Origin of the sequence: Pseudomonas sp. GL93, assembly GCF_003408955.1 — a bacterium.
In the GTDB taxonomy this organism is placed as follows: Bacteria; Pseudomonadota; Gammaproteobacteria; order Pseudomonadales; family Pseudomonadaceae; genus Aquipseudomonas; species Aquipseudomonas paracarnis.
The window spans coordinates 48,430-60,532 of record NZ_NKRF01000017.1 but is presented as its reverse complement, the minus strand read 5'-3'; the positions used below and the strand labels follow the sequence as shown (position 1 = coordinate 60,532).

Here is a 12,103-nt window from a genome sequence, read left to right as displayed (position 1 = left end):
TTTATGGCTCGTACTACTCCGATTAGCCGCTACCGTAACATCGGTATCGTCGCTCACGTGGATGCTGGTAAAACCACCACCACCGAGCGCGTACTGTTTTACACCGGCAAAAGTCACAAAATGGGCGAGGTGCATGACGGCGCCGCGACCACAGACTGGATGGTTCAGGAGCAGGAGCGTGGTATTACCATTACTTCTGCTGCTATTACCGCCTTCTGGAAGGGTTCCGAGAAGCAGTACAAAGACGAGCATCGCTTCAACGTAATCGATACCCCGGGCCACGTAGACTTCACCATTGAAGTTGAACGTTCCCTGCGCGTACTCGACGGCGCTGTCGTTGTGTTCTGCGGCACCTCGGGTGTTGAGCCTCAGTCGGAAACCGTATGGCGTCAAGCCAACAAGTACGGTGTTCCACGTCTTGTTTATGTAAACAAGATGGACCGTGCTGGCGCCAACTTCCTGCGCGTGATCGGTCAGATCAAGCAGCGTCTGGGTCACACTCCGGTGCCTATCCAGTTGGCTATCGGTTCCGAAGACAACTTCCAGGGTCAGATCGATCTGATCAACATGGAAGCTGTTTACTGGAACGATTCCGACAAAGGTATGGTTCCTGTTCGCAAGCCTATCCCTGAAGAGCTTCAGGAGCTGGCTGACGAGTGGCGCAACAACATGGTGGAGGCTGCAGCCGAAGCCAGCGAAGAGCTGATGAACAAGTACCTCGAAGGTGAAGAGCTCACCAACGTGGAAATCAAGGCCGCTCTGCGTCAGCGTACTATCGCTGGTGAGATCGTCTTGGCTGTTTGCGGTTCCTCGTTCAAGAACAAGGGTGTTCCCCTGGTTCTCGACGCCGTTATCGACTACCTGCCTGCTCCAACTGACATTCCTGCTATCAAGGGTTCCAACCCTGATAACGAGGAAGAAGAAATGGAGCGTCACGCCGATGACAACGAGCCGTTCTCGGCTCTGGCGTTCAAGATTGCTACCGACCCATTCGTGGGTACTTTGACCTTCGTCCGCGTTTACTCGGGCGTGTTGGCCTCCGGCGACGGTGTGATCAACTCGGTTAAAGGCAAGAAAGAGCGCGTGGGTCGTATGGTGCAAATGCACGCAAACGCCCGTGAAGAGATCAAGGAAGTACGCGCTGGTGACATCGCGGCCCTGATCGGCATGAAGGACGTCACCACTGGTGAAACTTTGTGCGACGCTGCCAAGCCAATCATCCTGGTTCGCATGGACTTCCCGGAGCCGGTTATTTCGGTTGCCGTAGAGCCTAAGACCAAGGATGACCAGGAAAAAATGGGTATCGCTCTGGGCAAGCTTGCTCAGGAAGATCCATCTTTCCGTGTCAAGACTGATGAAGAGACTGGTCAAACGATCATCTCCGGCATGGGCGAGCTGCACCTGGACATCCTGGTTGACCGGATGCGCCGTGAGTTCAACGTCGAAGCCAACATCGGTAAGCCTCAGGTTTCCTATCGTGAGCGCATCACGAAGAACTGTGAAATCGAAGGCAAGTTCGTTCGTCAGTCCGGCGGTCGTGGTCAGTTCGGTCACTGCTGGATCCGTTTTGCTCCTGCTGACGAAGGTCAGGAAGGTCTGCAATTCGTGAACGAAGTAGTAGGTGGTGTTGTTCCTAAGGAATACATCCCTGCTATCCAGAAGGGTATCGAAGAGCAGATGAAGAACGGTGTTGTTGCCGGCTATCCGCTGATCGGCCTGAAAGCAACCGTTTTTGACGGTTCTTACCACGACGTCGACTCCAACGAGATGGCGTTTAAGGTGGCTGCTTCCATGGCAACCAAGCAACTGGCCCAGAAGGGCGGTGGTGAGTTGCTTGAGCCAATCATGGCGGTAGAAGTTGTTACACCTGAAGACTATATGGGTGATGTCATGGGCGACCTTAACCGTCGTCGCGGCATGATCTTGGGTATGGAAGACACGGTTTCCGGCAAAGTGATTCGCGCCGAGGTTCCGCTGGGCGAGATGTTCGGTTATGCGACCGACGTTCGTTCCATGTCCCAGGGTCGCGCAAGCTACTCTATGGAATTCAAAAAATACAACACAGCTCCGGCGCACATCGCTGAAACTGTATCCAAAAAACAAGGCTGATTCAGTCCTTTAGGCAAGGAGTTAATTGTCGTGGCTAAAGAAAAATTTGATCGTTCCCTACCGCACGTCAACGTTGGCACCATCGGTCACGTTGACCACGGTAAAACCACTCTGACTGCTGCTCTGACTCGCGTTTGCTCCGAAGTATTCGGTTCCGCAATCGTTGATTTCGATAAAATCGACAGCGCGCCAGAAGAGAAAGCTCGTGGTATCACCATCAACACCGCGCACGTTGAATACAACTCGCTGATCCGTCACTACGCTCACGTTGACTGCCCAGGTCACGCTGACTATGTGAAGAACATGATCACCGGTGCTGCCCAAATGGACGGCGCAATCCTGGTTTGCTCGGCCGCTGATGGTCCGATGCCACAAACCCGTGAGCACATCCTGCTGTCCCGTCAGGTAGGCGTTCCGTACATCGTGGTTTACCTGAACAAGGCTGACCTGGTAGACGACGCTGAGCTGCTGGAACTGGTTGAGATGGAAGTGCGCGATCTGCTGAGCACTTACGACTTCCCAGGTGACGACACTCCGATCATCATCGGTTCTGCTCGTATGGCTCTGGAAGGCAAAGACGACAACGAAATGGGCACCACGTCCGTTCGTAAACTGGTTGAGACTCTGGACAGCTACATCCCAGATCCAGTCCGTGTTATCGACAAGCCGTTCCTGATGCCAATCGAAGACGTATTCTCGATCTCCGGTCGCGGTACTGTTGTAACTGGTCGTATCGAGCGCGGTATCGTCAAGGTTCAAGATCCACTGGAAATCGTTGGTCTGCGTGACACTACCGTCACCACCTGCACCGGTGTTGAAATGTTCCGTAAACTGCTCGACGAAGGTCGTGCTGGCGAGAACTGCGGCGTTCTGCTGCGTGGTACCAAGCGTGACGACGTTGAGCGTGGCCAGGTTCTGGTCAAGCCAGGTTCGGTTAAGCCGCACACCAAGTTCGAAGCTGAAGTGTACGTACTGAGCAAAGAAGAAGGCGGTCGTCACACTCCGTTCTTCAAAGGCTACCGTCCACAGTTCTACTTCCGTACTACTGACGTGACTGGTAACTGCGAACTGCCGGAAGGCGTAGAAATGGTAATGCCAGGCGACAACATCAAAATGGTTGTCACCCTGATCAAAACCATCGCTATGGAAGACGGTCTGCGTTTCGCAATCCGTGAAGGCGGCCGTACCGTTGGTGCTGGCGTTGTAGCTAAAATCATCGAGTAATCTCTCTTTTGAGTGAGCTTTGATGTTTTGAGAAAGCCCCCGCTTAGCGGGGGCTTTTTTATTGGGTTGACACCTATCTAGGGCGTCTATAGAATTGCGCCTCCTTTTAACGGGCGTATTGCGCCCGGTGGGAATAGCAGCCGGAGTCTGAAATCCAATGCAAAATCAGCAAATCCGTATCAGGTTGAAGGCTTTTGACCATCGCCTGATCGACCAATCCACCCAGGAAATCGTGGAAACCGCGAAACGTACTGGTGCTCAAGTGCGTGGTCCAATTCCACTGCCTACCCGTAAAGAGCGGTTCACCGTTCTGGTCTCCCCGCACGTCAACAAAGACGCGCGTGACCAGTACGAGATCCGTACTCATAAGCGCGTACTGGACATCGTCCAGCCAACGGATAAAACCGTTGATGCACTTATGAAGCTCGATCTGGCGGCCGGTGTGGAAGTACAGATCAGCCTCGGCTAAGACTTGGGTCTTAGTCGTGTAACGCTCTGAAATGGGCGGCCATAGCGGGTGAAAGCCCCGTACACTCATGAGGTTTACAACATGACTATTGGTGTAGTCGGTCGTAAATGCGGTATGACCCGTATTTTCACCGAAGAAGGTGTCTCCATTCCGGTCACGGTCATTGAGATCGAGCCGAATCGCGTCACCCAGTTCAAAACTGAAGAAACCGATGGCTATCGTGCAGTGCAAGTCACTGTCGGCGAGCGTCGTGCTTCGCGCGTGACTGCTGCTCAAGCAGGTCACTTCGCTAAAGCAAACGTTGCAGCTGGTCGTACTGTCATGGAGTTCCGTCTTGAAGACGGCGACTACCAGGCTGGCGATCTGATCAACGCTGAAATCTTCGCCGCTGGTCAACTGGTCGATGTGACCGGTCAGTCCAAAGGTAAAGGCTTCCAGGGTACGATCAAGCGTTGGAATTTCCGTGGTCAAGACAACACTCACGGTAACTCCGTTTCCCACCGCGTCCCGGGCTCTATTGGCCAGTGCCAGACTCCTGGTCGTGTATTCAAGGGCAAAAAAATGTCCGGTCATATGGGCGCTGAGCGCGTGACCGTGCAGTCCCTCGAAGTAGTGCGCGTCGACGCTGAACGCAATCTGTTGTTGGTCAAGGGTGCTGTTCCTGGCGCTACTGGCGGCAACCTGGTTGTACGTCCAGCGGCCAAGGCTCGCGGTTAAGGGGAAGCTGACATGCAATTAAATGTAAATGACGCTCAAGCGATCGAAGTTTCCGAACTGACATTTGGCGGCGAATTCAACGAGACGCTCGTTCACCAAGCAGTCGTGGCCTACATGGCCGGCGGCCGTCAAGGTAGCAAGCAGCAAAAGACCCGTTCCGACGTACGTGGTGGCGGTAAGCGCCCTTGGCGTCAGAAAGGCACTGGCCGTGCTCGTGCCGGTACTATCCGTAGCCCAATCTGGCGTGGCGGCGGTACCACTTTCGCAGCTCGTCCACAGGATCACTCTCAGAAGCTCAACAAGAAGATGTACCGCGCAGCACTGCGCTCCATCCTTGCTGAACTCGTGCGTACTGATCGTCTGGTCGTGGTTCAGGACTTCGCTGTTGAAAGTCCAAAAACCAAAGATCTGCTGGGCAAACTGAACAACATGAGCCTGACCGACGTTTTGATCGTGTCCGAAGCTGTTGATCAGAACCTGTACCTGGCTGCTCGCAACCTGCCACACGTTGATGTACGTGACGTGCAAGGTTCCGATCCAGTTAGTCTGATCGCATACGACAAGGTGTTGATCACCGTGTCGGCCGTGAAGAAATTCGAGGAGCTGCTGGGATGAACCAGGAACGCGTATTTAAAGTTCTGCTTGGCCCGCACGTTTCCGAAAAGGCTACGGTTCTGGCTGACAAGAAAGGCCAGTTCGTTTTCAAGGTTGCAACTGACGCAACCAAGCTGGAAATCAAGAAGGCCGTCGAAAGCCTGTTCAGCGTGAAAGTAGAGCGTGTTACTACCCTGAACGTTCTGGGTAAGAGCAAGCGCACTGCTCGCGGTCTGGGCAAGCGTAATGACTGGAAGAAGGCAGTTATCTCCCTTCAGCCAGGCCAAGATCTCGATTTCAGCAGCAGTGCTGAGTAAGGAAGGGGTGCATCATGGCAATCGTTAAATGCAAACCGACTTCCCCTGGCCGCCGTTTTGTGGTCAAGGTGGTCAACCAGGAGCTGCATAAAGGCGCTCCTCACGCACCGCTGCTCGAGAAGAAATCGAAGTCTGGTGGTCGTAACAACAATGGTCGTATTACCACTCGTCACATTGGTGGTGGCCATAAGCAGCATTATCGTCTGGTCGACTTCCGTCGCAACGACAAAGATGGCATCGCTGCCACTGTCGAGCGTATCGAATACGATCCAAACCGTACTGCTCACATCGCTCTGCTGCTGTACGCAGATGGCGAGCGTCGCTACATCATCGCCCCTAAAGGCGTGAGTGCTGGCGACCAGCTGATCGCAGGTGCTCTGGCACCGATCAAGCCGGGCAACGCTCTGCAACTGCGTAACATTCCAGTTGGTAGCACCGTACACGGCATCGAATTGAAGCCAGGTAAAGGCGCGCAAATCGCTCGTTCCGCTGGTGCTTCGGCTCAGCTGATCGCTCGTGAAGGTGTCTACGTGACCCTGCGTCTGCGTTCTGGTGAGATGCGTAAAGTACTGGCTGAATGCCGTGCGACCCTGGGCGAAGTCTCGAACTCCGAGCACAGCCTGCGTTCGTTGGGTAAAGCTGGTGCCAAACGCTGGCGTGGCGTTCGCCCAACCGTTCGTGGTGTTGCCATGAACCCGGTTGACCACCCACACGGTGGTGGTGAAGGTCGTACCTCTGGTGGTCGTCATCCGGTATCGCCATGGGGCTTCCCGACTAAGGGCGCGAAGACTCGTGGTAATAAGCGTACCGACAAAATGATCGTCCGTCGTCGCAAGTAAATAGAGGGATACGACAGTGCCACGTTCTCTGAAAAAAGGTCCTTTTATTGATCTTCACCTACTGAAGAAGATCGAAGTGGCGGCGGAAAAGAACGATCGCAAACCAGTTAAGACCTGGTCGCGTCGTTCGATGATCCTGCCACAAATGGTCGGTCTGACCATCGCAGTACACAACGGTCGTCAACACGTCCCAGTTCTCGTTAACGAAGACATGGTCGGCCACAAACTGGGCGAGTTTGCCGGTACCCGCACTTATCGTGGGCACGTGGCAGACAAGAAAGCCAAGCGTTAAGGGGTTAGGAAATGGAAGTAGCCGCTAAGTTGTCGGGCGCTCGAATCTCCGCCCAGAAAGCCCGCTTGGTCGCCGACCAGATCCGCGGGAAGAAGGTGGGCGAAGCGCTCAACCTGTTGGCTTTCAGCAGTAAGAAAGCCGCCGAGATCATGAAGAAAGTGCTGGAGTCGGCCGTAGCCAACGCCGAGCATAACGAAGGCGCAGACGTTGATGACCTGAAGGTCAGCACCGTTTTCGTCAACGAAGGGCGTTCGCTGAAGCGCATCATGCCACGTGCCAAAGGCCGTGCTGATCGCATCGTCAAGCGGTCTTGCCATATCACTGTCAAGGTTGCTGACAAGTAACGGAGTCGAAGAGATGGGTCAGAAAGTACATCCCATTGGCATTCGCCTGGGAATCGTCAAGGAGCACACCTCCGTCTGGTACGCAGACGGTCGGACTTATGCGGACTACTTGTTCGCTGATCTGAAGGTGCGTGAGTATCTCCAAGACAAACTAAAAAGCGCGTCCGTAAGCCGTATCGATATCCATCGTCCGGCCCAAACTGCACGTATCACCATCCACACCGCTCGTCCAGGTATCGTTATCGGGAAGAAAGGTGAAGATGTTGAGAAACTGCGTCAGGACCTGACCAAGCAAATGGGTGTGCCTGTGCACATCAATATCGAAGAGATCCGCAAGCCGGAGCTCGACGGTATGCTGGTTGCGCAGAGCGTAGCTCAGCAGCTGGAGCGTCGCGTAATGTTCCGTCGCGCTATGAAGCGCGCCGTACAGAACGCCATGCGCATTGGTGCCAAAGGCATCAAAATCCAAGTGAGCGGTCGTCTCGGCGGTGCTGAAATCGCACGTACTGAATGGTATCGCGAAGGTCGTGTGCCACTGCACACCCTGCGTGCCGACATCGACTATGCCAACTACGAAGCTCACACCACTTACGGTGTGATCGGTGTAAAGGTTTGGATCTTCAAAGGCGAAGTAATTGGTGGTCGCCAAGAAGAACTGAAACCACAAGCACCAGCGCCTCGTAAAAAAGCTGCTAAGTAAGGGGTACGCCAAATGTTGCAACCTAAGCGTACGAAGTTCCGCAAGCAGATGACAGGCCACAACCGTGGTCTGGCTCAGCGCGGTAGCAAAGTCAGCTTCGGCGAGTTCGCGCTGAAGTCTGTAGCTCGTGGTCGTCTCACCGCTCGTCAGATCGAGTCAGCGCGTCGTGCTCTGACCCGTCACGTAAAACGTGGCGGCAAGATCTGGATCCGTGTATTCCCGGACAAGCCGATCTCCAAAAAACCTCTCGAGGTTCGGATGGGTAAAGGTAAGGGTAACGTGGAATACTGGGTAGCCCAGATTCAGCCAGGCAAAGTCCTGTATGAAATCGAGGGTGTTTCTGAAGAGCTGGCGCGTGAGGCTTTCGCCCTGGCTGCTGCAAAGCTGCCGCTCGCCACCTCCTTTGTTAAACGGACGGTGATGTGATGAAAGCGAATGAACTTCGTGAAAAATCCGCACAGCAGCTGAACGAGCAACTGCTCGGCCTGCTGCGCGACCAGTTCAATCTGCGTATGCAGAAAGCAACTGGCCAGTTGGGGCAGTCTCATCTGCTCTCGCAAGTTAAGCGTGACATCGCTCGCGTGAAGACTGTGCTCAACCAGCAGGCAGGTAAGTGATCATGGCTGAAGCCGAAAAGACTGTCCGTACGCTGACTGGCCGTGTTGTCAGCGACAAGATGGACAAAACCATCACCGTTTTGATCGAGCGTCGCGTTAAGCACCCGATCTACGGTAAATATGTTAAGCGTTCGACTAAGCTGCACGCGCACGACGAAACCAATCAGTGCCACATCGGCGACAAAGTCACTATTCGTGAAACTCGTCCGATGGCCAAGACCAAGTCTTGGGCGCTGGTTGATGTTCTCGAACGCGCTGTGGAAGTCTAAGGACTAGGGGTCGGAGAAATTATATGATTCAGACTCAATCCATGCTCGATGTGGCCGATAACAGCGGCGCTCGCCGTGTTATGTGCATCAAGGTGCTGGGTGGCTCCCATCGTCGTTACGCTGGTATCGGTGACATCATCAAAGTTACCGTGAAGGAAGCAATTCCTCGCGGTAAGGTGAAAAAAGGCCAAGTGATGACTGCTGTTGTAGTCCGCACTCGTCACGGCGTACGTCGTGCTGATGGCTCCATTATCCGCTTTGATGGCAACGCTGCTGTTCTTCTGAACAACAAGCAAGAGCCGATCGGCACCCGTATCTTTGGGCCAGTGACCCGTGAACTTCGTACTGAGAAGTTCATGAAGATCGTCTCGCTCGCCCCAGAAGTGCTGTAAGGAGATCCGACATGCAAAAGATTCGTCGTGACGACGAGATCATCGTGATCGCCGGCAAAGACAAAGGTAAGCGCGGTAAGGTGCTTAAGGTTCTCGCTAATAACCGTCTGGTTATCGGTGGTCTGAACCTGGTCAAGCGTCATACCAAGCCTAACCCGATGTCGGGCGTGCAGGGCGGTATCGTCGAGAAAGAAGCTCCGCTGGATGCTTCTAACGTCGCCATCTTCAACGGCGAAACCAACAAGGCTGACCGCGTTGGTTTCAAAGTAGAAGACGGTAAGAAAATTCGTGTCTTCAAGTCGACCCAAAAAGCGGTTGATGCTTGAACACTGCTAGGTAGATTAGACCATGGCACGACTACAAGAGATTTACCGGAAGGAAATCGCCCCTAAGCTTAAGGAAGAACTTAAGCTCGGGAACGTGATGGAAGTTCCGCGCGTCACCAAAATCACCCTGAACATGGGTCTGGGCGAAGCGATCGGCGACAAAAAAGTCATCGAGCACGCTGTTGCCGACCTGGAAAAGATCACCGGTCAAAAAGTCGTTGTGACTTACGCTCGGAAATCCATCGCTGGCTTTAAAGTCCGTGAAGGTTGGCCGATCGGCGTCAAAGTGACTCTGCGCCGTGAGCGTATGTACGAATTCCTGGATCGTCTGCTGTCGATCTCCCTGCCTCGGGTTCGCGACTTCCGCGGCCTGAATGCCAAGTCCTTCGATGGTCGTGGTAACTACAGCATGGGCGTGAAAGAGCAGATCATCTTCCCGGAAATCGACTACGACAAGATCGATGCTCTCCGCGGTCTGGACATCACCCTGACCACCACTGCCAAGAACGATGATGAAGGTCGCGCCCTGTTGCGTGCTTTCAAATTCCCGTTCCGCAACTGATTGGAGTAGGACCATGGCCAAGATGAGCATGAAAAACCGCGAGCTGAAGCGTCAGCTCACGGTTGCCAAGTACGCCAAGAAGCGTGCAGCACTGAAAGCAATCATCGTTGATCTGAACGCAAGTCCAGAAGCGCGCTGGGAAGCTACAGTTGCTCTGCAGAAGCAGCCACGTGACGCAAGCGCTTCGCGCATGCGTAACCGCTGCCGCCTGACCGGTCGTCCACACGGCGTTTACCGCAAGTTCGGCCTCGGCCGTAACAAACTGCGTGAAGCGGCAATGCGTGGTGACGTACCAGGTCTGGTTAAAGCCAGCTGGTAAGTACTTTCAACGTCCAGGTGGTCGGAATCGCAAGATACTGACCACCGGTGACCTTGAATCTGGATCAAGCCCCTTTTGGGGCTTGTTTCATTTCTGGAGTATGTCTAAAATACGCGGCTCGCCTGAGCCCGTGTTTTTTGTGCTCGGAGATTCTCGGCGACATATGTAGCCGCAAGGCTAATTTTTTTGTATTAGGAGCGTCTAGCCCATGAGTATGCAGGACCCGTTAGCGGACATGCTAACTCGTATCCGTAATGCCCAGATGGCTGAAAAGTCCGTCGTAAGCATGCCATCTTCCAAGTTGAAGGTAGCTGTTGCCAAAGTCCTGAAAGACGAAGGCTACATTGCGGGTTATCAGATCAGCAGCGAAATCAAACCACTGCTGTCCATCGAGCTGAAGTACTTCGAAGGCCGTTCGGTCATCGAGGAAGTGAAGCGCGTTAGCCGTCCAGGCCTGCGTCAGTACAAGTCCGCTGAGGATCTGCCGAAAGTTCGTGGCGGTCTGGGCGTGTCTATCGTCTCCACCAACAAAGGTGTGATGACGGATCGTGCTGCGCGCGCTGCCGGTGTCGGCGGCGAAGTTCTTTGCACTGTGTTCTAAGGGGGGATAAGCATGTCTCGCGTCGCTAAGAACCCCGTTAAGCTGCCAGCCGGTGTCGAAGTCAAATTCGCAGGCCAACAGCTTTCGGTGAAGGGTGCCAAGGGTACTCTTGAACTGAACATCCATTCGTCCGTTGAGATCGTTGAAGAAGCTGGTGAGCTGCGTTTCGCTGCTCGCAATGGCGATCAACAAACTCGCGCAATGGCCGGTACCACGCGTGCGTTGGTAAACAACATGGTCCAAGGCGTAAGCCAAGGCTTCGAGCGCAAGCTCCAGCTGGTCGGTGTTGGTTACAAAGCGCAAGCAAAAGGCACGGTTTTGAACCTTGCCCTTGGCTTCTCGCACCCAGTGGATTACGAACTGCCAGCGGGCATCACTGCTGAGACTCCTAGCCAGACCGATATCCTGATCAAGGGCATCGATAAGCAGCTGGTAGGTCAAGTGGCCGCTGAGATCCGCGACTTCCGTCCACCAGAGCCGTACAAAGGCAAAGGTGTGCGCTACGCGGACGAAGTCGTCCGTCGTAAAGAAGCCAAGAAGAAGTAGGGCATAGCAAATGACCGACAAAAAAGTTACTCGACTGCGTCGCGCTCGCAAAGCACGCCTGAAAATGCACGAACTCGAAGTCGTGCGTCTCTGCGTGTTCCGCTCGTCGCAGCACATCTACGCCCAGGTCATCTCGGCCGACGGCAACAAAGTCCTGGCAAGCGCCTCGACTTTGGATAAAGAACTGCGTGATGGTGCCACTGGCAACATCGACGCGGCCACAAAGGTTGGCCAGCTGGTCGCTACGCGTGCTAAGGCCGCTGGCGTCTCGCAAGTGGCTTTCGACCGCTCTGGCTTCAAGTACCACGGCCGCGTGAAAGCGCTGGCTGATGCTGCTCGTGAAGCTGGGCTGGAGTTCTAAGTTATGTCAAATAACGACCAAAAGCGCGACGAAGGCTACATTGAGAAGCTGGTTCAAGTTAACCGCGTAGCCAAAACCGTTAAAGGCGGCCGTATCTTCACTTTCACCGCGTTGACCGTGGTGGGTGATGGTAAAGGGCGTGTTGGCTTCGGCCGTGGCAAGTCACGTGAAGTGCCTGCCGCGATCCAGAAGGCAATGGAAGCTGCTCGTCGCAACATGATCCAAGTTGATCTGAACGGCACCACTCTGCAGTACGCAATGAAGTCCGCTCACGGCGCTTCGAAGGTGTACATGCAGCCTGCTTCTGAAGGTACCGGTATCATCGCTGGCGGCGCTATGCGTGCTGTCCTCGAAGTTGCTGGCGTTCAGAACGTTCTGGCCAAGTGCTACGGCTCGACTAACCCGGTAAACGTGGTTCACGCCACTTTCAAGGGTCTGAAGGCTATGCAATCTCCTGAGTCCATCGCTGCCAAGCGTGGTCTGACTGTCAAGGAGATCTTCTGAT

General features: G+C 54.3%; 21 protein-coding genes. All 21 read left to right on the top strand.

Annotated elements, in window-relative coordinates:
- The first annotated feature begins 3 nt into the window (after window positions 1-3).
- The 21 genes from fusA to rpsE all read left to right on the top strand — a co-directional run bounded on the left by fusA (window position 4) and on the right by rpsE (window position 12,102).
- Window positions 4-2,109 (top strand): elongation factor G, encoded by a 2,106-nt coding sequence (fusA, locus tag CER19_RS04465; RefSeq protein ID WP_003194651.1) that lies wholly within the window; start codon window positions 4-6, stop codon window positions 2,107-2,109.
- A gap of 30 nt (window positions 2,110-2,139) precedes the next feature.
- Entirely contained in the window at window positions 2,140-3,333 is a 1,194-nt protein-coding gene (gene tuf / locus CER19_RS04460) for an elongation factor Tu (RefSeq protein WP_003176426.1), read from the top strand.
- Between the two features lie 157 nt (window positions 3,334-3,490).
- On the top strand, window positions 3,491-3,802 hold the full coding sequence (gene rpsJ / locus CER19_RS04455) for a 30S ribosomal protein S10 (protein ID WP_003186070.1): 312 nt from the start codon (window positions 3,491-3,493) through the stop codon (window positions 3,800-3,802).
- Window positions 3,803-3,883: 81 nt separating this feature from the next.
- A complete protein-coding gene (gene rplC / locus CER19_RS04450; protein WP_003194649.1) occupies window positions 3,884-4,519 on the top strand; it encodes a 50S ribosomal protein L3 in 636 nt (211 codons plus the stop codon).
- A 12-nt stretch (window positions 4,520-4,531) separates the two neighbouring features.
- The gene (gene rplD, locus CER19_RS04445) at window positions 4,532-5,134 is read left to right on the top strand and encodes a 50S ribosomal protein L4 (RefSeq protein WP_003176424.1); all 603 of its coding nucleotides are present in this window, start codon (window positions 4,532-4,534) and stop codon (window positions 5,132-5,134) included.
- Window positions 5,131-5,430: a 50S ribosomal protein L23 gene (rplW, locus tag CER19_RS04440; protein WP_002555488.1), complete on the top strand. Its 300-nt coding sequence runs from the start codon at window positions 5,131-5,133 to the stop codon at window positions 5,428-5,430. The genes rplD and rplW overlap by 4 nt, the downstream gene beginning before the upstream one ends.
- Before the next feature lie 14 nt (window positions 5,431-5,444).
- Window positions 5,445-6,269, top strand: a complete 825-nt coding sequence (rplB, locus tag CER19_RS04435) for a 50S ribosomal protein L2 (protein WP_003186055.1) — start codon at window positions 5,445-5,447, stop codon at window positions 6,267-6,269.
- 16 nt (window positions 6,270-6,285) lie between these two features.
- Window positions 6,286-6,561, top strand: coding sequence for a 30S ribosomal protein S19 (rpsS, locus tag CER19_RS04430; RefSeq protein ID WP_002555486.1), 276 nt, complete (start codon window positions 6,286-6,288; stop codon window positions 6,559-6,561).
- 11 nt (window positions 6,562-6,572) lie between these two features.
- The gene (gene rplV, locus CER19_RS04425; RefSeq protein ID WP_003103908.1) at window positions 6,573-6,905 is read left to right on the top strand and encodes a 50S ribosomal protein L22; all 333 of its coding nucleotides are present in this window, start codon (window positions 6,573-6,575) and stop codon (window positions 6,903-6,905) included.
- Window positions 6,906-6,918: 13 nt separating this feature from the next.
- Window positions 6,919-7,605 (top strand): 30S ribosomal protein S3, encoded by a 687-nt coding sequence (gene rpsC, locus CER19_RS04420; protein ID WP_003176422.1) that lies wholly within the window; start codon window positions 6,919-6,921, stop codon window positions 7,603-7,605.
- A gap of 12 nt (window positions 7,606-7,617) precedes the next feature.
- Entirely contained in the window at window positions 7,618-8,031 is a 414-nt protein-coding gene (rplP, locus tag CER19_RS04415; RefSeq protein ID WP_003176421.1) for a 50S ribosomal protein L16, read from the top strand.
- Window positions 8,031-8,222: a 50S ribosomal protein L29 gene (gene rpmC / locus CER19_RS04410; RefSeq protein ID WP_002555481.1), complete on the top strand. Its 192-nt coding sequence runs from the start codon at window positions 8,031-8,033 to the stop codon at window positions 8,220-8,222. The genes rplP and rpmC overlap by 1 nt, the downstream gene beginning before the upstream one ends.
- 2 nt (window positions 8,223-8,224) lie before the next feature.
- Window positions 8,225-8,491, top strand: coding sequence for a 30S ribosomal protein S17 (gene rpsQ / locus CER19_RS04405; protein ID WP_003194644.1), 267 nt, complete (start codon window positions 8,225-8,227; stop codon window positions 8,489-8,491).
- 23 nt (window positions 8,492-8,514) lie between these two features.
- Window positions 8,515-8,883: a 50S ribosomal protein L14 gene (gene rplN / locus CER19_RS04400; RefSeq protein WP_002555479.1), complete on the top strand. Its 369-nt coding sequence runs from the start codon at window positions 8,515-8,517 to the stop codon at window positions 8,881-8,883.
- An 11-nt stretch (window positions 8,884-8,894) separates the two neighbouring features.
- Window positions 8,895-9,209, top strand: coding sequence for a 50S ribosomal protein L24 (gene rplX / locus CER19_RS04395; RefSeq protein ID WP_003176416.1), 315 nt, complete (start codon window positions 8,895-8,897; stop codon window positions 9,207-9,209).
- Window positions 9,210-9,231: 22 nt separating this feature from the next.
- The gene (gene rplE, locus CER19_RS04390; RefSeq protein ID WP_003194642.1) at window positions 9,232-9,771 is read left to right on the top strand and encodes a 50S ribosomal protein L5; all 540 of its coding nucleotides are present in this window, start codon (window positions 9,232-9,234) and stop codon (window positions 9,769-9,771) included.
- A gap of 13 nt (window positions 9,772-9,784) precedes the next feature.
- On the top strand, window positions 9,785-10,090 hold the full coding sequence (gene rpsN, locus CER19_RS04385) for a 30S ribosomal protein S14 (RefSeq protein WP_003176414.1): 306 nt from the start codon (window positions 9,785-9,787) through the stop codon (window positions 10,088-10,090).
- 208 nt (window positions 10,091-10,298) lie between these two features.
- Window positions 10,299-10,691 (top strand): 30S ribosomal protein S8, encoded by a 393-nt coding sequence (gene rpsH / locus CER19_RS04380; protein ID WP_003176413.1) that lies wholly within the window; start codon window positions 10,299-10,301, stop codon window positions 10,689-10,691.
- A gap of 12 nt (window positions 10,692-10,703) precedes the next feature.
- Window positions 10,704-11,237, top strand: coding sequence for a 50S ribosomal protein L6 (rplF, locus tag CER19_RS04375; RefSeq protein WP_003194640.1), 534 nt, complete (start codon window positions 10,704-10,706; stop codon window positions 11,235-11,237).
- Between the two features lie 10 nt (window positions 11,238-11,247).
- Window positions 11,248-11,598: a 50S ribosomal protein L18 gene (gene rplR / locus CER19_RS04370; protein ID WP_003186037.1), complete on the top strand. Its 351-nt coding sequence runs from the start codon at window positions 11,248-11,250 to the stop codon at window positions 11,596-11,598.
- 3 nt (window positions 11,599-11,601) lie between these two features.
- Window positions 11,602-12,102 (top strand): 30S ribosomal protein S5, encoded by a 501-nt coding sequence (rpsE, locus tag CER19_RS04365; RefSeq protein WP_003176409.1) that lies wholly within the window; start codon window positions 11,602-11,604, stop codon window positions 12,100-12,102.
- Window position 12,103: the final 1 nt, after the last annotated feature.